Annotated in this window: 16 protein-coding genes; 10 read left to right on the top strand and 6 right to left on the bottom strand. The window is 64.6% G+C overall.

Going from position 1 to position 17,386, the window contains the following annotated elements; all coding sequences use genetic code 11:
- Nucleotides 1-93: 93 nt before the first annotated feature.
- Genes ACFOMH_RS16700 through cyoA form a run of 5 tightly spaced genes read right to left on the bottom strand, consistent with a single transcriptional unit; the run spans nucleotide 94 to nucleotide 5,064 of the window.
- Nucleotides 94-858 (bottom strand): SURF1 family protein, encoded by a 765-nt coding sequence (locus ACFOMH_RS16700; RefSeq protein WP_377745907.1) that lies wholly within the window; start codon nucleotides 856-858, stop codon nucleotides 94-96.
- Complete coding sequence (gene cyoD / locus ACFOMH_RS16695) at nucleotides 855-1,235, bottom strand: cytochrome o ubiquinol oxidase subunit IV (RefSeq protein ID WP_377745905.1); 381 nt, start codon at nucleotides 1,233-1,235, stop codon at nucleotides 855-857. The genes ACFOMH_RS16700 and cyoD overlap by 4 nt, the downstream gene beginning before the upstream one ends.
- Entirely contained in the window at nucleotides 1,235-1,879 is a 645-nt protein-coding gene (gene cyoC / locus ACFOMH_RS16690; RefSeq protein ID WP_377745903.1) for a cytochrome o ubiquinol oxidase subunit III, read from the bottom strand. Before cyoC ends, cyoD begins: the two co-directional genes overlap by 1 nt.
- A gap of 3 nt (nucleotides 1,880-1,882) precedes the next feature.
- Nucleotides 1,883-3,895: a cytochrome o ubiquinol oxidase subunit I gene (gene cyoB, locus ACFOMH_RS16685; RefSeq protein ID WP_374427646.1), complete on the bottom strand. Its 2,013-nt coding sequence runs from the start codon at nucleotides 3,893-3,895 to the stop codon at nucleotides 1,883-1,885.
- An 11-nt stretch (nucleotides 3,896-3,906) separates the two neighbouring features.
- Nucleotides 3,907-5,064 carry a ubiquinol oxidase subunit II gene (cyoA, locus tag ACFOMH_RS16680; protein WP_377745901.1) on the bottom strand — a complete coding sequence of 386 codons (1,158 nt, stop codon included), beginning with the start codon at nucleotides 5,062-5,064 and terminating at the stop codon, nucleotides 3,907-3,909.
- Between the two features lie 257 nt (nucleotides 5,065-5,321).
- Between cyoA and ACFOMH_RS16675 the strand changes: the two genes are divergently transcribed.
- Entirely contained in the window at nucleotides 5,322-6,668 is a 1,347-nt protein-coding gene (locus ACFOMH_RS16675; RefSeq protein WP_374427641.1) for an MFS transporter, read from the top strand.
- 100 nt (nucleotides 6,669-6,768) lie between these two features.
- Nucleotides 6,769-7,701, top strand: coding sequence for an ornithine cyclodeaminase family protein (locus ACFOMH_RS16670; protein WP_374427639.1), 933 nt, complete (start codon nucleotides 6,769-6,771; stop codon nucleotides 7,699-7,701).
- Here ACFOMH_RS16670 and ACFOMH_RS16665 read toward each other — a convergent pair.
- The gene (locus ACFOMH_RS16665; RefSeq protein ID WP_374427636.1) at nucleotides 7,698-8,204 is read right to left on the bottom strand and encodes a MarR family winged helix-turn-helix transcriptional regulator; all 507 of its coding nucleotides are present in this window, start codon (nucleotides 8,202-8,204) and stop codon (nucleotides 7,698-7,700) included. The two genes, ACFOMH_RS16670 and ACFOMH_RS16665, sit on opposite strands and share 4 nt — an antisense overlap.
- An 82-nt stretch (nucleotides 8,205-8,286) precedes the next feature.
- Here ACFOMH_RS16665 and ACFOMH_RS16660 point away from each other — a divergent pair, with 82 nt between their 5' ends.
- The 8 genes from ACFOMH_RS16660 to ACFOMH_RS16625 form a co-directional block, all read left to right on the top strand.
- Nucleotides 8,287-9,171 carry an EamA family transporter gene (locus ACFOMH_RS16660; RefSeq protein ID WP_374427634.1) on the top strand — a complete coding sequence of 295 codons (885 nt, stop codon included), beginning with the start codon at nucleotides 8,287-8,289 and terminating at the stop codon, nucleotides 9,169-9,171.
- Nucleotides 9,172-9,231: 60 nt separating this feature from the next.
- Nucleotides 9,232-10,062, top strand: a complete 831-nt coding sequence (locus tag ACFOMH_RS16655; protein ID WP_377745898.1) for an isocitrate lyase/PEP mutase family protein — start codon at nucleotides 9,232-9,234, stop codon at nucleotides 10,060-10,062.
- Nucleotides 10,063-10,822: 760 nt separating this feature from the next.
- The gene (locus tag ACFOMH_RS16650) at nucleotides 10,823-11,092 is read left to right on the top strand and encodes a DUF6522 family protein (RefSeq protein ID WP_374427630.1); all 270 of its coding nucleotides are present in this window, start codon (nucleotides 10,823-10,825) and stop codon (nucleotides 11,090-11,092) included.
- A 179-nt stretch (nucleotides 11,093-11,271) separates the two neighbouring features.
- A complete protein-coding gene (locus ACFOMH_RS16645; protein ID WP_377745896.1) occupies nucleotides 11,272-12,219 on the top strand; it encodes a TAXI family TRAP transporter solute-binding subunit in 948 nt (315 codons plus the stop codon).
- Nucleotides 12,220-12,285: 66 nt separating this feature from the next.
- Entirely contained in the window at nucleotides 12,286-14,376 is a 2,091-nt protein-coding gene (locus ACFOMH_RS16640; RefSeq protein WP_374427626.1) for a TRAP transporter permease, read from the top strand.
- Nucleotides 14,373-14,738, top strand: a complete 366-nt coding sequence (locus ACFOMH_RS16635) for a DUF1850 domain-containing protein (protein WP_374427624.1) — start codon at nucleotides 14,373-14,375, stop codon at nucleotides 14,736-14,738. The genes ACFOMH_RS16640 and ACFOMH_RS16635 overlap by 4 nt, the downstream gene beginning before the upstream one ends.
- Nucleotides 14,739-14,741: 3 nt before the next feature.
- The gene (locus ACFOMH_RS16630) at nucleotides 14,742-16,517 is read left to right on the top strand and encodes a sensor histidine kinase (RefSeq protein WP_377745895.1); all 1,776 of its coding nucleotides are present in this window, start codon (nucleotides 14,742-14,744) and stop codon (nucleotides 16,515-16,517) included.
- Nucleotides 16,514-17,386, top strand: an 873-nt coding sequence (locus tag ACFOMH_RS16625; protein WP_377745893.1) for a sigma-54-dependent transcriptional regulator, incomplete at its 3' end; no start/stop codon positions are given. The genes ACFOMH_RS16630 and ACFOMH_RS16625, both read left to right, overlap by 4 nt.

The raw sequence follows: 17,386 nt of genomic DNA, 5'->3' as shown, positions 1-17,386 counted from the left end.
CCGATAACAGGCGGCCGTTACGCATTTTGGGACAGGTGATCCATGCCGGCGAGGCGGGGCTGCGGCCGTACGTTGTCGATAATCGGATTTATGTCAAATATCCTGTGACGCACCCGGCCGCCCGCCATCCCCGCGCCGCCACAGATAGATCAGCCAGCCCGCCCAAAGTGCCGCCAGCGAGAACCAGGTGACGGCATAGACCAGATGGCTGTTGCGAAAACTGACCACGGTCAGACCGCCGATGGGCAACGCGTCCGCGTCGGGACCGGCCTCTGCATCGATGAAATAAGGCGCGACCGGACCCAGCCCCAGATCCGCGGCCATGGCGGCGGTGTCGCGCGAATACCAGCGCCCGGCCGCCGCATCATTGGCGCGCAGAAAGCCGCCGCCCGGCTGGCTCATGCGCAAAAGGCCCGAGATGGTGACATCGTTTGCCGGCAGATCGCGGTCCTGCGGCCTGCGCGCGCTGTCGGGCACGAATCCGCGATTGATCAGCAGCTGCCAACCCCGATCCGTGTCCAGCGGCGTCATCACCCAGAACCCCGGCCCGCGCGCGGTCACCGCCTTGACCAACCGGTCGCTTTCGGGGCGATAGCGCCCTGAGACCGTTACCCGGCGATATTCGGCCTCGGCTTGGGTCAGTTCCGGCCACGCATCCGGCCCCGGCGCGGGTACGGGCGCGGCCGCAAGCCGGGCCTCGACGGTGGCGATCAGCCCGGTTTTCCATGCCAGCCGCTGCACCTGCCAGATGCCCAGCCCGCAAAGCAGAATGAAAACGGCCAGCGCCCCGGTCAAAGGCACCAGCCGCGGGACTGGCGGGCGCGTGGCGCGCGCCCGTCCGTCCACCGTCTGGGTCACGAACCCAGACCCTGCAATTGATGGTCCATCTGTGGCATCATATTGGTGTTCAGGTGGAACATGACCCAGAGTGAACCGGCCAGCATGATCACCACCACGATGATGGTGAAGATGGTGGAAAGCAGGGTCCAACCCTCTTCCTGGCTGCCGGTCATGTGCAGGAAATGGACCATATGCACCAGGATCTGGACGACGGCAAAGCCGATCACCAGAACCGCCGTCAGGCCACGGCTTTCCACCCCCCCGCTCATCACCAGGGCAAAGGGGATCGCGGTCAGGATCACCGACAGCACGAAACCTTTGACATAGGATGCATAGCTGCCGTGGTCGTGGCCGTCGCCGTGATCACCATGCGTATGTGCGTGTTCAGCCGACATCAGATCATCCCCAGCAGATAGACAAAGGTGAAAACCCCGATCCAGATCACATCGAGAAAGTGCCAGAACATCGAAAGACAGGCCATGCGCCGGCGATTGGCCGGGATCAGCCCCTTTTTCGTGATCTGCACCATCAGCGTGATCAGCCAGATCGAGCCAAAGGTGACATGCAGCCCATGCGTCCCCACCAGCGTGAAGAACGCCGACAGAAAGGCCGATCGCTGCGGTCCGGCACCCAGATGGATCAGGTGGCTGAACTCGTAAAGCTCGATCGCCAGAAAGCAGAGCCCAAAGAACAGCGTGACCGCCAGCCAGCGCAGCGTGCCGCGTTGATCGCCCTTGAACATGGCCAGCATGGCAAAGCCAAAGGTGATCGACGAAAACAACAGCATCGCCGTGTTGATCGCCACCAGCTCAAGATCGAACAGGTCCTTTGGCCCCGGGCCGGCGGCATAGCTTGTCCCCAGCACCCCGAAAACCGCAAAGAGCACCGCGAACATCAGGCAGTCGCTCATCAGATAGACCCAGAAGCCGAGGCTGGTCGATGCGCCCTCTTCGTGGTGGTGGGGTTCCAGTTCCCAGTATTTGTCCAGCGGCACGGTTTCGGACCCGGTCATGGGCGCGGCCTGTGATGTCATGCTCATGTCTCAGGCCCCCTGTGCCAGCGCCCGCGTCCGCGCATCCTCGGTCGCGGTGACCTCGGCGGCGGGAATGTAATAGTCGCGGTCATAGTTGAAGGTATGCGCGATCGCGACGGTGATCAGGCCCAGGAAAGACAGCGCCGCCAGCCACCAGATATACCAGATCAGCGCAAGCCCGCAGATCGTGGCAAGCCCGGCCAGAACGACCCCTGCCCCGGTATTCTTTGGCATATGGATCGGCACAAAGCTTTTGGTCGGGCGGGCGGCGCCCTCGCGCTTCATCTCCCACCAGGTGTCAAGCCCGTGCGAAACCGGCGTGAAGGCGAAGTTATAGGCCGGCGGCGGCGAGGATGTCGCCCATTCCAGCGTCCGCCCGTCCCAGGGATCGCCGGTCACGTCGCGATATTCCGGCTTGTTCCGGTTCAGGATCGACACGGTGTATTGAATCAGCATCGCGCCGATCCCGCAGGCGATCAGGAATGCGCCAAAGCCCGCGATGATGAACCAGATCCGCAGATCGGGATCGTCAAAGACCCGCATCCGCCGCGTGACCCCCATCAGGCCAAGGATGTAAAGCGGCATGAACGCCACCCAGAAACCCACGACCCAGCACCAGAACGAGACCTTGCCCCAGAACACGTTCAGTTTGAAACCGAATGCCTTGGGCCACCAGAAATTGATCGCCGCAAAGACGCCGAACACCACGCCGCCGATGATCACGTTATGGAAATGCGCGATCAGAAACAGCGAGTTGTGCAAGACGAAATCCGCCGGCGGCACCGCCAGCATGACCCCGGTCATGCCGCCGATCACAAAGGTCAGCATAAAGGCGATGGTCCACATCATCGGCAGATCGAACCGGATCCGGCCGCCATACATGGTAAACAGCCAGTTGAAGATCTTGGCCCCGGTCGGGATCGAAATGATCATCGTCGTGATCCCGAAAAACGAGTTCACCGACGCCCCCGACCCCATGGTGAAGAAGTGGTGCAGCCATACCAGATAGCTCAGCACCGTGATGCAGACGGTGGCGTAAACCATCGAGGAATAGCCAAAGAGCCGCTTGCCCGAAAAGGTCGAGGCGATTTCCGAATAGACCCCGAACAGCGGCAGGATCAGGATATAGACCTCGGGGTGGCCCCAGATCCAGATGAGGTTGACATACATCATCGGATTGCCACCAAGGTCGTTGGTGAAAAAGTTCATCCCCAGATAGCGATCCAGCGTCAGCAGGATCAGCGTCATGGTCAGCACCGGAAAGGTTGCGACGATCAGCACGTTGGTGCAAAGCGACGTCCAGGTGAACACCGGCATCCGCATCATGGTCATGCCCGGCGCGCGCATCTTGATGATGGTGACCAACAGGTTGATGCCCGAAAGCGTCGTGCCCACGCCCGCAACCTGCAAGGCCCAGATATAGTAATCGACGCCGACCCACGGGCTATAGCCGATGCCCGACAGCGGCGGATAGGCCAGCCATCCTGTCTGGGCGAATTCGCCCACGAACAGCGAAGCCATGACGATGGCCGCGCCGCCCGTCGTCATCCAGAAACTGAAATTGTTCAGGAACGGGAATGACACGTCCCGCGCGCCGATCTGCAACGGCACGATATAGTTCATCAGCCCGGTGACGAACGGCATGGCGGCGAAAAAGATCATGATCACGCCATGGGCGGTAAAGATCTGATCATAGTGATGGGCGTTCAGATAGCCCTCGGACCCGCCAAAGGCCCAGACCTGCTGAATGCGCATCATCACCGCATCGGCAAAGCCGCGCACGAACATCACCAGACCCAGCACCATATACATGATGCCGATCTTTTTGTGATCGACCGAGGTGAACCACTCTTTCCAGAGATAGCCCCAAAGCCGGTATTTCGTCAGCACCGCCAAAAGCGCGATGCCACCCACCGCGACGACGGCAAAGGTCGCCCAGACGATCGGCTCTTTCGGGATCGAATCCCAGTTCAGACGGCCAAGCAGGAACGTCGTGTCATTCGAGGGTAATTCAATAGCCATGATGTGTCCGATCAGAATTTCCGCGCGGCCTGCCCGTCGGTCGGGGCAAGCAGGGTGACATCATCGTCGTTCAAGAGCCTGATGGATCGCGGCGGGGCCATCGACATGCCGCGCAGCGGTGCGGCATCGGTCAGGCGCGGCAAGGACCGGGGGGCGTCGGCAAACATCAACGCGGCCTCTTCCGGGGTACAGAAGGATGCGACGCGGAACGGCTCCCATCCCAGGACGGGCAGGCGGGCGCCGCGCCGCTCATGTTTGTCATAGGTCAGCTGCGTCACGTTCATCGTGCCGGCAAGCCCGGTGCCGCCCTGCGCGTCCAGCGCCATCATCTCGGCCATGCAGATCTTGCCCGGCTCGACGCACATGTTGACGATGCGCGGGAACAAAAGCGGGTCGATCTGGGCAAAGGTCATGGCCGCAACATTCTCGCTTGGGGCCTCAAGCTCAAGATAGCGGGGACGGTCCAGCGTGCCGTCGGCGGCGCGCGCCTTGGCGACCCAATCGTCGAACCCAGCCTGATCGGTGGCGATGGCCTTGAAATGCATGCCCGAAAAGCCCCAGCCCGAATAGTTCGAGGCGATGCCCCGATATTCGCCGGCATTGTTGAACACGCCGTGCAGCTTGGTCTGCATGCCGGGCATGGCATAGATCATGCCGGCCATCGCCGGGATATAGAACGAATTCATCACCGTGGCGGATGTCAGCGTGAATTCCACCGGGCGATCGACCGGCACCGCCATTTCGTTGACCGCGGCTATCCCCTGATCGGGATAGATGAACAGCCATTTCCAATCCAGCGCCACGACCTGCACCTGCAAGGGCTGCACATCTTGCGGCACCGGCTGATCGGCGGAAATCCGTTCCAGCGGCCGATAGGGGTCCAGCAGATGCGTCCCGACCCAGGTCAGCGCCCCAAGCGTCACGATGATCAAAAGCGGAATCGCCCAGATCACGAATTCCAGCTTGGTCGAATGGTCCCAGTCGGGCCGGTATTCGGCCTGCTGATTCTTGGCCCGGTACTTGTGGGCGAAATAGATCGTCATCGCCATCACCGGGATGATGACCAGCAGCATCAAAAGCGTCGAGATCACCAACAGGTCGCGCTGCCGTGCGGCCACGTCGCCGGCCGGGGCCAGAACCTCGGCCTTGCAGGCAGCTAACGGAGTCACCAAAATCAGGCCCCAAAGGCCCTTGAATTTATTAGCAATTTTCATCGGACTGCCAATGTCCCTCTGTTCGCGCTGCTTGGCATGGCCGCAAGTGCGACCGTCGGTCGACGATTCGATAATAGCATAAACCCGATTCCCACATGCGACGTTTTGTCATATGCCGAATTGACATATGACAAGGCAGCAAATGCGGCAGACGCCGGGCGGGCTTTGCGCTATGCTGGGCGAGTCCCCGGATCAGAACGAAATCATCGCATATGTCCAGCACCGCTACCCCCGCCCAATCGGGCCACAAGGCCCCGTCCGGCGCACATTCCATCGCCGGCAGCGGCCCGTCGCATCACATTTCGGCATCCGATATCGCCGTGGGCGTGATCATCGGCCGGACCTCGGAATTTTTCGATTTCTTCGTCTTTGCCATCGCCTCGGTGATCGTCTTTCCGCAACGGATCTTTGCCTTTGCCGATCCGCTGACCGGGACGCTGCTGTCGTTTCTGGTTCTGGCGGTGGCCTTTATCGCGCGGCCGGTCGGCAGCGCGCTGTTCATGGCCATCGACCGCCGTTACGGCCGGGTCACCAAGCTGACGGTGGCGCTGTTTCTGATGGGGACGGCGACCGTCGCCATGGGGTTGATCCCCAGCTATGAAAATGTCGGCGCATGGGCCGTGATCATTCTGGTGGTGCTGCGCCTCGCACAGGGTCTTGCGCTTGGCGGGGTCTGGGACGGGATGCCATCGCTTCTGGCGCTGATGGCGCCCAAGAACCGGCGCGGCTTTTACGCCATGATCCCGCAGCTGGGCGCGCCTTTGGGCCTGATCGTGGCCAGCCTGCTTTTTGCCTATCTGGCGGCCAGCCTGTCGGCGCAGGATTTTCTGGACTGGGGCTGGCGCTATCCGTTCTTTGTCGCCTTTTCGGTGAACGTGGTGGCGCTGTTTGCGCGGCTGCGCATCGTCGCGGGCGAAGAGGTCCAGGAACTTTTCGCCTCGCGCGATCTGCAACCCACCCGGCTGGGCGACACCCTGCGCGAGGACGGGCGCACCGTGCTTTTGGGCATTTTCGTACCGCTTGCGACCTTTGCCATGTTCCACATGGTCACGGTGTTTCCGCTGTCCTGGATCTTTCTTTACACCGACGAAACGCTGGTCAGCTTTCTGGTGATCGAGGCCATCGCGGCCGTGATCGGCGTGATGGCCATGTTCCTTTCGGGATATCTGGCCGACCGTTTCGGGCGCCGCCGCCTGTTGTTCTGGGCGGCGCTGCTGATCGCGGGTTTTGCGATTCTGGCGCCGCTGCTGTTGTCGGTCGGCAAACCCGGCGAGATCATCTATATGTTCGCGGGCTTTTTCATCCTTGGGCTCAGCTTCGGGCAATCCTCGGGCGCCGTAGCCTCGTTGTTCGAGGCCCGCAACCGCTATACCGGATCGGCCATCGTGTCGGATTTCGCATGGCTTTTCGGCGCCGGTTTCGCGCCTGTGACGGCGCTTTTGTCCTCAAGCCAGTTCGGGCTGTCGGCGGCGGGGCTTTACCTGCTGTCGGGGGCGTTCTGTTCGACCATCGCGATCCTTTTGTCGGTGGGGCTGGATTTCCGGGGCGGCAACCGCTGACCCCTGCACGGGTGCGCGATATGCGACAAAGAGGGCGCGGCAAGGATTTTGCCGCGCCCTTTTCCATGCTAACCCGGCGCCCGGCATTGGGGGAACATGGATGCAGGTATATGATCACAAGACCATCGACGCGCGGCTCGACTGGCCCGGCCTGATCGAAACCCTGCGCCGGGGGCTGGCCGCCGCGCAGGCCGAGGCCCCGCCCCGGCAGGTGCTGACCATTCCGCATCCCGATGGCGGCGAAGGCCATCTTCTGATCATGCCGGCATGGCAGGCCGGTCGCGCGGTGGGCGTCAAGGTCGTGACCTTCTTTCCCGGCAACGCCGCGCGGGGACAGGCGACGATCAATGCCGGCTACCTGATGTTTGACGGGTCGGACGGGCGGTTCGTCGCGGCGATGGACGGCGATGCGCTGACCGCGCGGCGCACGGCGGCGGCATCGGCGCTGGCGGCGGATTATCTGGCGCGCAAGGATGCGCGGGTTCTGCTCATCTGCGGCACCGGGCAATTGGCGGCGGCGGCGGCACAGGCCCATGCCGCGATGCGCGATTACCAACAGATCCTGATTTGGGGGCGCAGCGCGGACAAGGCGGCGGCGATTGCCGATGCACTGACGCGGGCGGGCCTGCCTGCGCGTGTCTGTTCCGATCTGGAAGCCGGCTGTCGCGGCGCCGATGTCATCAGTGCGGTGACCGCCTCGACCCGGCCCTTTATCCTTGGTGAATGGTTGGCGCCCGGCAGCCATCTGGACCTGATCGGCGGGTTCAAGGCGGATATGCGCGAATGCGACGATCTTGCCGTGACCCAGGCGCGGATCTTTGTCGATGGCCGTGCCGGCGCGCTTTTGGCCGGCGATCTGGCGCAACCGATTCAGGCCGGGCTGCTGGATCCGTCGCGGATCGCGGGCGATCTGGTCGAACTGATCCAAGGCCGCGTCGCCGGCCGCGAAAACAAGGCCGAGCGGACCGTTTTCAAATCCGCCGGCATGTCGCAAGAGGATCTGTTGGCCGCGATGCGGGTCGCCGGGCTTTAACCCTTTGCCCCCGGATCGCGCGCATCCAACAGCGCGAGCCAGGCCCGCAGACCGGCATCCAGCTGGTCGCGGATCTCGGGCGGCAATCCGGCGATCAGGCGGTGCTGGTTGGCGACATGGGACGCGACCGCGCGGTCGATCAGCGCCAGCCCCCGGTCGGTCAGCGCCACCACCTGTCCCCGCCCGTCTTCGGGATTGCGCCGCCGCACGATCAGGCCCGCAGTTTCAAGCCGGTCCAGACGGTTGGTCATCGTCCCGGATGTCACCATCGTCCATTCCATCAGCGCCGAGGGGCTAAGCGCATAGGGCGGCCCGGCTCGGCGCAGCGTCGCCAGAACGTCGAAACTGGCGGCGTTCAGGCCATAGCCCTCGAATTCCAGCGCCATCCCCTCGGCCAGGGCCTGCTGCAACCGTTTCAGCCGGCCAAAGATGCCCATCGGGCCGGTGTCCAGATCGGGCCGTTCCTGCCGCCACTGGGCAAGTATCCTGTCTACATGATCCATCCCTGAACCCTGATGGCAAATTGCCTTGACGTCAAGATAAATCGATCTATCTTGATTTCAAGATAAATATGGGGGTGCCGATATGCCGCGTTATGTCGAGCTGATGCTGGCGGCCATGGCGCCGATCATCTGGGGCAGCACCTATATCGTGACCACGCAATTGCTGCCGCAGGGCTATCCGCTGACGGCTTCGGTGCTCAGGGCGCTGCCGGCGGGGTTGTTGCTTTTGATGGTGACCCGGCAATTGCCGCCACGCGCCTGGCTGGGCCGGATCGCGGTGCTGGGCGCGCTGAACTTTGCCATCTTCTGGGCGGCGCTGTTCGTCGCCGCCTATCGCCTGCCCGGCGGGGTCGCGGCGACCGTGGGCAGCATCCAGCCGCTGTTGGTGCTGGTGCTGGCGCATCTGGTTCTGGCCGCGCCGCTGCGGCTTTTGTCGGTGACGGCGGCGCTGGCGGGGCTGGTGGGGGTCGCGCTTCTGGTGTTGCAAGCCGATGCGGGGCTGGACCTGTCGGGCATTGTCGCCGCCCAGATCGGGGCGCTGTCCATGGCTTTGGGTGTGGTTCTGACGCGCAAATGGCAGCCGCCGGTGCCAGCACTCACCTTTACCGCCTGGCAGCTGACGGCGGGCGGGCTGATCCTGTTGCCGGTGGCGCTCTGGGCCGAGCCATCGCTGCCGGTGCTGGACGCCCGCAATATCGCGGGGTTTCTCTGGTTGGGATTGTTCGGCGCGGCGCTGACCTATTACCTGTGGTTTCGCGCCATCGCCCGGCTGGGGCCGGCGGCGGTGACGGGTCTGGGATTTCTCAGCCCGCTGACGGCGGTGCTGCTGGGCTGGGCGCTGCTGGGGCAGACACTGACACCGCAGCAAACGCTGGGCGCGCTGATCGTGCTGATCAGCATCTGGCTGGGCGGTCGCGCCAGCCGCCCCGATCCATCCCCGAGCCCGGTCCCCGGCGGAAAAGATTGACGTTTTTGGTTTGTTCGCAGCAACTGGCACCACCGCGACGCCGCAACAAGGAAACCCGCCATGCCCGACCATCAGGATAAGTTTCGCACCTTCAGCCAGCTGCATCAGGGACCGGGCGCCTTTGTCATCCCCAATCCTTGGGATGCCGGTTCGGCCAAGCTGTTGACCAGCCTTGGATTTCAGGCGTTGGCGACAACCTCGGCGGGCTTTGCCTTCAGCAAGGGCCTGCGCGATTCCGCGGCCGCGCTTGGCCGGGACGACACGCTGGCCAATGCGGCGGAAATCGTGCGGGCGACCGATCTGCCCGTCTCGGCCGATCTTGAGGACGGCTTTGGCCCCGAACCCGAAACCTGCGCCACCACCATCCGCATGGCCTGCGAAATCGGGTTATGCGGCGGCTCGATCGAGGATGCGACCGGCGATCCCTCGGCGCCGATCTACGACTTTGCACTGGCGGTCGAACGCGTACAGGCGGCGGCCGAGGCCGCTGCGGGTCGGCCCTTTCTCTTGACCGCGCGTGCCGAGAATTTTCTGTGGGATCGTCCCGATCTGGACGACACGATCCGCCGGCTTCAGGCGTTTTCGCGGGCCGGTGCGGATGTGCTTTATGCGCCCGGCCTGCCCGATCTGGTGGCGATCCGCACGGTTTGCGAGAGCGTCGACCGGCCGGTGAATGTGGTCATGGGATTGGGCGGGCCGCGCTATAGCGTGGCCGAACTGGCCGATGCCGGGGTGCGACGGATCAGCGTCGGCGGATCCTTTGCGCGGGCCGCATGGGGCGGATTGATGCGCGCGGCGCGCGAGGTGCGCGATCACGGCACATTCGATTACGCCGATGACGCCATTCCGGGTGCCGCGATGGCCGCGCTGATGTCGGACGGCCAGCGGTGACGCAATGTCACAGGCGCGGAGGCTGGAAACCGGCCCGCCGGCTTCCCAGCTGAATCCGTGGGGCCGGCCACCACATCCGGCCCCACGGAACCACAAGGCTACTCGCAACCTCTGCACCACTCAACCCCGGGCGGGCTTGCCACGGCTGGCCTGGGGTCAAGATCCGCAACCACCCCGGCAAAAGGCCCCGGGGATTGCGAATTCAGAACAACTCAAATCTTGAACGACACAGACATTCGCGGGACCCCGCCACGGCGACATACGGCCCCGCGAAACTCAGTCCGGTCCTTTCGTCAGATCGCGGGCGACGCGATCACCGCCGGAAAGCTGCACCACCGTGCCCGATGGGCGGACCGCGCCCCGGTACATCCGCGGGGCGGGCCGCCCCTGCCGGCACCGACCGGAATCCGCAATCCTCAGCAAGGACATCATTGCCTCCGCGATTCTGCGCATGGGCGCTATTGTAACCTTGGTTAACCGGGTTAAAGTCAGATTGACCTGACGGAAAGATGGTGCGCGAAGAAATCGCACGTTTACACGCAATATTTTGCTGTTTGGCGCCCCGCCGCCAAGCACGAAAACCGGACAGTTCAGGCTTTTCGCAAAGTTGCGCCGATGGAAAGCGGAACAATTCCCGCCCCTTGCCGCGACCGGGCCGGCGGTTGGCGAAACTCTGCCTCACCGCGACATGCTGACAGTGTCAATCGGCGCGCAAACGGCTATGCTGCCCGCTCAAAGCAGATGACCAAGGCGGGACGACATGGCGGGCATCATTGCCACCGACGAAGGCTTTCAGGTCGAGGCAGAACTGTTGGGAGAGGAATTCGATCTGCCTCCCGAGGAAATCGCGGAACGGATGCGCGACGGCCGCATCACCAGCCGTTGCGAAAAGGGCGAAGGCGCCGATGCCGGGCGCTGGCGGCTGACCTTTTTTCATGCCGGCCGGGCCTTGCGGCTGACGCTGGGTGCGGATTTTCAGATCCTCAGCCGCGCAAGTTTCGACGCCCCGCGTCAGCGCCGCGCGCATTGATCGCCGGTCCCCGGCCCCGCATGCGGGGCATGAATCGGCCCGCGCCGTGGCCGGATTCTGCCAGAAATCTTTGATGAACCGGCCCGGCCGCCGTGATGGCGGTTGTCGCGCGCGGGTGACTTGCGACACAATTCCCCCGGGGCCTGCCCTGCGCAGGCATAAAATCCAAGGGAGGAAACATGTCTATCCGCTTTACCTTCGCGGCGGCGATGGCCGGCGTCATGGCTTTTGCCGTACCCGTGGCCAAGGCTGACGAATTCATCAACATCCTGACCGGCGGCACTTCGGGGGTCTATTACCCGATGGGGGTGGCGCTGTCCGAAATCTATGGCCAGAACATCGAGGGCGCGCGCACCCAGGTCCAGGCCACCAAGGCCTCGGTCGAGAACCTGAACCTTTTGCAGCAGGGCAAGGGCGAGCTGGGCTTTGCGCTTGGCGATTCCGTGAAATACGCGTGGGAAGGCGATGCCGAGGCCGGGTTCAAGGCGCCGCTGACCAAGCTGCGCGCCATTGCCGCGATCTATCCCAACTATATCCAGATCGCCGCGCTGAAAGAGGCGGGCGTGACCACGGTCGCCGATCTCAAGGGCAAGTCGCTGTCGGTGGGCGCGCCGAAATCGGGGACCGAACTGAACGCGCGCGCCATTCTGGGCGGTGCCGGGCTGACCTATGAGGATCTGGCCAAGGTCGAATATCTGCCCTTTGCCGAATCCGTCGAGCTGATGAAGAACCGCCAGCTCGAGGCGACGCTGCAATCCTCGGGGCTGGGCAATGCCGCGATCAAGGACCTGGCCTCGTCGCAGGATATCAGCATCGTCGCGGTGCCGGCCGATGTCGTCGAAAAGATCGGCGCCCCCTATATCGCCGGCGTGATCCCCGCCGGCACCTATAAGGGACAGGATGCGGATGTCCCGACCGCCGCCGTCATCAACTTTCTGGTCACCCATGAGGGGGTATCAGACGAGACCGCCTATCAGATGACCAAGCTGATCTTTGACAATCTCGACAAGCTCAAGGCCGCGCATAGCGCCGCCGCCGGCATCGTGCTGGAAAATGCCCCCAAGGATTCGCCGATCCCGCTGCATCCGGGTGCCGAGCGTTTCTACAAGGAAAAGGGTCTGCTCTGATCCGGGAAGGACGACCGGGCGGTCCCCCACGGGGCCGTCCACGCGCTGCAAATGGGGGGAAAGACAATGAAGCAACCGGCCGACGCGATCCTGCAAACACCCGAGCCTGATGGCCACGACCCGCTGGGCGCGGGCTTTCCGCCCGGTGCTTGGGGGCGGGCGCTGTTCTGGCTGGCGGTGCTGTTTTCGACCTTTCAGATCGCGCTGGCCGCGCATCTGATCGACATGCCAAGCCAGATCGCGCGGGCGGTGCATGTGGGCTTTCTGATGGCGCTGGGTTTCCCGCTTTTGGCCTATGCCAAGCATATGGGCGGGATCGCACGGACGCTGACCTTGATCCTGGCCGGCATGGGCATTGCCGTCACCGCCTATCAATGGATCGAATATAACGACCTGCTGTTGCGGGCGGGCGATCCGCTGCCGCGCGACATCTGGTTCGGGGTCGCCGCGCTGATCACGGTCTTTGCCGCCGCCTGGATGCTGATGGGGCCGGCGCTGCCGATCATATCGGGGCTGTTTCTGGCCTATGCGCTTCTGGGCCAGCATCTGCCATCGCCCTTTAACCATCGTGGCTATGATTTTGCCCAGGTGGTCGAGCATATCACCTATGGGACCGAGGGCATCTATGGCATCCCGATCTATGTCAGCGCGACCTATATCTTTCTGTTCATCCTATTCGGGGCGTTTCTGGAAAAGGCCGGGATGATCAAGCTGTTCACCGATGTGTCGCTTGGGCTGGTGGGGTCCTTTACCGGCGGCGCGGCCAAGGTGTCGGTGTTGTCATCGGGGCTGATGGGGATGATTTCCGGCTCGGGCGTGGCCAATGTGGTGACGACCGGACAGCTTACGATCCCGTTGATGAAACGCTTTGGCTATCGTCCCGCCTTTGCCGGCGGGGTCGAGGCCACCGCCTCAATGGGCGGTCAGATTATGCCCCCGATCATGGGCGCCGTGGCCTTTATCATGGCCGAGACGCTGGGCGTCGAATATGCCGAGGTGGTCAAGGCGGCGGTCATCCCCGCGATCCTGTATTTCCTCGGCGTGTTCTGGATGGTCCATCTTGAGGCCGGAAAGCGCGGGCTGCGCGGGTTGGCGCCGGACGAACTGCCCTCGGCCCGGACCGCGCTGCGCGAGGGGTGGTATCTGATGCTGCCCCTGGGGGTGCTGATCTATCTGCTGTTTTCGGGCTATACGCCGCTTTTCGCCGGCACGGTCGGTCTGGCGCTGACGGGGCTGCTGATCCTTGGCACCTCGGTGATGCTGGGCCTGCCCGCAGGGGTGATCCGGGTGATCTTCTGGGTGATCCTTGGCGTGGTTGCGGCGGCGTTTTTCCGCTATGGGATCGGGATCATCGTCACCGCGCTGAGCGTGCTTGCAATCATCTGCGCGATGTCCAGGGGCGGGCGGGAAACGCTGGCCATCTGTCGCGACAGTCTGGCCGAGGGCGCGCGCACCGCGCTGCCCGTGGGCATTGCCTGTGCGCTGGTCGGCGTCATCGTCGGGGTGATGACCCTGACCGGGGCGGCCAATACATTCGGCCAGTTCATCGTCGGCGTGGGTCAGAACAGCCTGTTCCTGTCGCTGATCCTGACCATGATCACCTGCATCATTCTGGGCATGGGGATCCCGACGATCCCGAACTATATCATCACCTCGTCGATCGCCGGGCCGGCGCTTCTGGAACTGGGTGTGCCGCTGATCGTGTCGCATATGTTCGTGTTCTATTTCGGCATTCTGGCCGATCTGACGCCGCCGGTGGCGCTGGCCTGTTTTGCCGCCGCCCCGATCGCCAAGGAAAGCGGCCTGAAGATCAGCTTCGAGGCGGTCAAGGTCGCCGCCGCCGGATTTGTCGTGCCCTTCATGGCGGTCTATACCCCGGCCCTGATGTTGCAGGATGGCGGGCCTTTGGCGCAGGCGGTGGGCTATGTCCCGGCCGTGATCTATATCGTTTTCAAGACGCTGATCGCGCTTTCGCTTTGGGGGGCGACGGTGATTGGCTGGCTGGGCCGGCCGCTGGCGCTTTGGGAACGCGGGCTTGGCATGCTTGCGGCCTTTACGCTGGTCGCCGCGCTGCCCTTGACCGATGAGATCGGCTTTGCCCTGTCCGCGGTCTTTCTTGCGCTGTTGTGGTATCGGCGCAAACAGGCCCCGGCATGAGCGCCTGTCTGATGGCCGGGGCCATGGCCATCGCGCTTGGCCCCGGGGCCGGCTTTTCGCTGGAATGGACGCATTCGGTCGAAAAGGTGACCTGGCACGAGGATTGGCGGATCACCCCCGCCGGCCTGATCCCCACCCGTGCCGCGATCCGGGGTTCGGGCGCCGGGATGGAGCCGGGACCGGATGCGCGGCTGATCGACGGCTGGCTGGTCTGGCAGCCGCAGGCGCCGGCGGCGGTGCCGGAACTGGTGCTGGCGGCCTCGGGGGCGACGGGCGGGGGCTGGCGGCTTTGCGGGGCGGATTGCGTGACGCTTGGCCAGGACGCGGCCGGGCCGATCACGCTCAGACCCTGTCCGGGCTAGGCGATGGCGGCGCGGGCATGGATCGGGCGGCACCGGCGGCTGGCCTTGGTGCTGGCGGTCGGGCTTGTGGCCTTGATCGCGGGGGCCGCGGCCTGGCACATGTCGTTGCGCGCGATCACGGCACAGCTGGAACAGGGGCTGATCCTGACCAGCCGGGCGCTGGAAACCGAAATCGAACGCTTTCGCTATCTGCCCCGCATCGCGGGCGAGGATGCCCGCATCCGCGCCGCCCTGATGCGGCCGGACGATCCGGCGGCGATCCGGGCCGCGAATCTTTATCTGGAAACGGTGACGGCGCAGGCCGGGCCAAGTCACCTTTACCTGCTCAACGACCGGGGGGTGACGCTTGCCGCCTCGAACTGGAACCGGGCCGACAGTTTCGTGGGCTTCGATTACAGCTTTCGTCCCTATTTCCATGATGCGCGGGCCGGGGGCGAAGGGCGCTTTTACGCCATCGGCGTGACCACCGGCCTGCCCGGCTATTTCCTGTCGGCGCGCATCGATCTGCCCGATGGGCGGCGGGGTATGGTCGTGGTCAAGGTCGATCTTGGCCCCCTGCAACGCATCTGGGCCGAGGCCGAGCGCGACACCGCCGTGGCCGATGCCGACGGGGTGGTGTTTCTGGCATCGGATGCGGGCTGGCTTTACCGGCCGCTATCGCCCCTGTCGCCGCCGGCATTGCAGCGCCTTGCCGATCAACAAACCTATGTCGGCACCGATCCCGGCACGACCCCGCCATTGCTGTCGCGGCCCGGCGGCTGGCTGCGCAATGACCGCCAACAGCGCATGACCAACGTCACCGCACCCTTTGGCGATGGCTGGACGATCATGGTCGCGGCCCCGATCCGGCCCGCGCTGGCCGCCGCTTTGGGCTGGGCGCTGATCGGCGCGCTGGCGGCCGGGCTGGGGCTGGGGCTGGCCAAGATCCAGATGCAGCGCCGCGCCCTGATCGCGCTGCGGCTGGGACAGTCGCAGATGCTGGAACGCCGCGTCACCGAACGGACCGAGGAACTGGCCCATGAGATCGAGGCCCGGCGCCAGACCGAATCCGAACTGCGCGCCACGCAGGAAACCCTGATCCAGGCCGAAAAGATGGCGGCGCTTGGCCGCATGTCCGCCGCCATCGTCCACGAAATCAGCCAGCCCATGGCCGCGATGGAGGCGACGCTGGCCACCGCAAGCCTGCTGGCCGAAACCGATGCGCCCCCCGCCGCGCAGCGCATCGAAACGGCGCGCGGGCTGATCCGCCGCATGCAGCGCACGACCCAGCGGCTGAAAAGCTTTTCGCGCAAGGAACCGGCCGCGCTGAACCTGATCGACGCCCGCGCCACGGCCGAAAGCGCGCTGGAAATCGTCCAGCCCCGCGCCCGCGCGGTCGGCGTCACGCCCCAATTGATCGCGCCGCCCGGCCCGGTGCCGGTGCTGGCCGGGCGGGTGCGGCTGGAACAGGTGCTGGTCAACCTGCTTTTGAATGCGCTGGACGCGGTCGGGCGCGATGGCTGGGTGCGGCTGGAACTGAGCGCGCGGCCCGGCGAGGTGCGGCTTGCGGTTTCGGACAGCGGCGCGGGCATCGCGCCGGCCGACCTGCCGCGCGTGACCGAGCCCTTTTTCACCACCAAGGCCGGCAGCGAGGGGATGGGTCTGGGCCTTGCCATCTCGCAGGAAATTCTGGCCGAATTCGGGGGCAGGCTGGAAATCGCTGCGCCACCCGGTCAGGGTGTGACCGCGACCGCCATCCTGCCCCAACCACAAGCCCACCCCCCGGGGAACGCGCCATGACCGAACGCAACCCGCCCGCCCTGATCCATGTCGTCGAAGACGATGCCGACCATCTTGCCGCGCTTTGCGACCTGTTGCAGGCGCGCGGCTTTCGGGCGCGGGGTTACGCCTCGGGCGAGGCGGCGCTGGCCGGCGAGGCGGCGCCCGATCTGGTGCTGACCGATCTGCGCATGCCGGGGCTCGACGGGTTCGCCGTGCTCGAAGCCCTGCGCACGCGCCAACCCGACCTGCCGGTGATCGTGCTGACCGGGCATGGCGACGTGCCCCATGCCGTGCGCGCCATGCGCATGGGGGCCGAGGATTTCATCGAAAAGCCCTATGACGCCGCGCATCTTCTGGCGGTGATCGACCGCGCATTGCGCGCCGGCCGCGCCCGCGCCGAAATCAGCCGCCTTCAGGCCGAGGTCAGCCGTCAGGATGGCGGCGAGATCCTCGGCCAATCGGCCGGGATCGCGGCGCTGCGCGCCCGCATCGACGCCCTGGCGCCCCTCGACCTGAACCTTGTGATCACAGGTGAAACCGGCACCGGCAAGGAACTGGCCGCCCGCGCCATTCATGATGCCAGCCCGCGGGCCAGGGGGCCGTTTCTGGCCATCAATTGCGCCGCCCTGCCTGAATCGCTGTTCGAGCATGAGATTTTTGGCCATGTCGCCGACGCCTTTCCGGGCGCGCAGGACAAGCCCGGCAAGCTTGAGACCGCGTCCGGCGGCACGCTGGTTCTGGATGAAATCGAGGCCATGCCCGCCGCCCTGCAACCCAAGCTTTTGCGCGCGCTTGAGGAACGGCGGATCACCCGGCTGGGCGAAAACGCCGCCCGCCCGCTGGACCTGCGCGTCATCGCATTGGCCAAGACCGATCTGCGGGCGCTG

The organism is Paracoccus mangrovi (assembly GCF_042648425.1).
GTDB lineage: Bacteria > Pseudomonadota > Alphaproteobacteria > Rhodobacterales > Rhodobacteraceae > Paracoccus > Paracoccus mangrovi.
This window is presented reverse-complemented; position numbering and strand designations above follow the sequence as displayed.

What these genes read in the sequence shown, in the direction of transcription:
- cyoB (WP_374427646.1), bottom strand. Translation starts at nt 3,895, where the DNA reads ATGGCTATTGAATTACCCTCGAATGACACGACGTTCCTGCTTGGCCGT.
- ACFOMH_RS16640 (WP_374427626.1), top strand. Translation starts at nt 12,286, where the DNA reads ATGAAGCAACCGGCCGACGCGATCCTGCAAACACCCGAGCCTGATGGC.
- ACFOMH_RS16630 (WP_377745895.1), top strand. Translation starts at nt 14,742, where the DNA reads ATGGCGGCGCGGGCATGGATCGGGCGGCACCGGCGGCTGGCCTTGGTG.
- cyoC (WP_377745903.1), bottom strand. Translation starts at nt 1,879, where the DNA reads ATGAGCATGACATCACAGGCCGCGCCCATGACCGGGTCCGAAACCGTG.
- ACFOMH_RS16645 (WP_377745896.1), top strand. Translation starts at nt 11,272, where the DNA reads ATGTCTATCCGCTTTACCTTCGCGGCGGCGATGGCCGGCGTCATGGCT.
- ACFOMH_RS16670 (WP_374427639.1), top strand. Translation starts at nt 6,769, where the DNA reads ATGCAGGTATATGATCACAAGACCATCGACGCGCGGCTCGACTGGCCC.
- ACFOMH_RS16650 (WP_374427630.1), top strand. Translation starts at nt 10,823, where the DNA reads ATGGCGGGCATCATTGCCACCGACGAAGGCTTTCAGGTCGAGGCAGAA.
- cyoD (WP_377745905.1), bottom strand. Translation starts at nt 1,235, where the DNA reads ATGTCGGCTGAACACGCACATACGCATGGTGATCACGGCGACGGCCAC.
- ACFOMH_RS16665 (WP_374427636.1), bottom strand. Translation starts at nt 8,204, where the DNA reads ATGGATCATGTAGACAGGATACTTGCCCAGTGGCGGCAGGAACGGCCC.
- ACFOMH_RS16675 (WP_374427641.1), top strand. Translation starts at nt 5,322, where the DNA reads ATGTCCAGCACCGCTACCCCCGCCCAATCGGGCCACAAGGCCCCGTCC.
- ACFOMH_RS16660 (WP_374427634.1), top strand. Translation starts at nt 8,287, where the DNA reads ATGCCGCGTTATGTCGAGCTGATGCTGGCGGCCATGGCGCCGATCATC.
- ACFOMH_RS16655 (WP_377745898.1), top strand. Translation starts at nt 9,232, where the DNA reads ATGCCCGACCATCAGGATAAGTTTCGCACCTTCAGCCAGCTGCATCAG.
- ACFOMH_RS16635 (WP_374427624.1), top strand. Translation starts at nt 14,373, where the DNA reads ATGAGCGCCTGTCTGATGGCCGGGGCCATGGCCATCGCGCTTGGCCCC.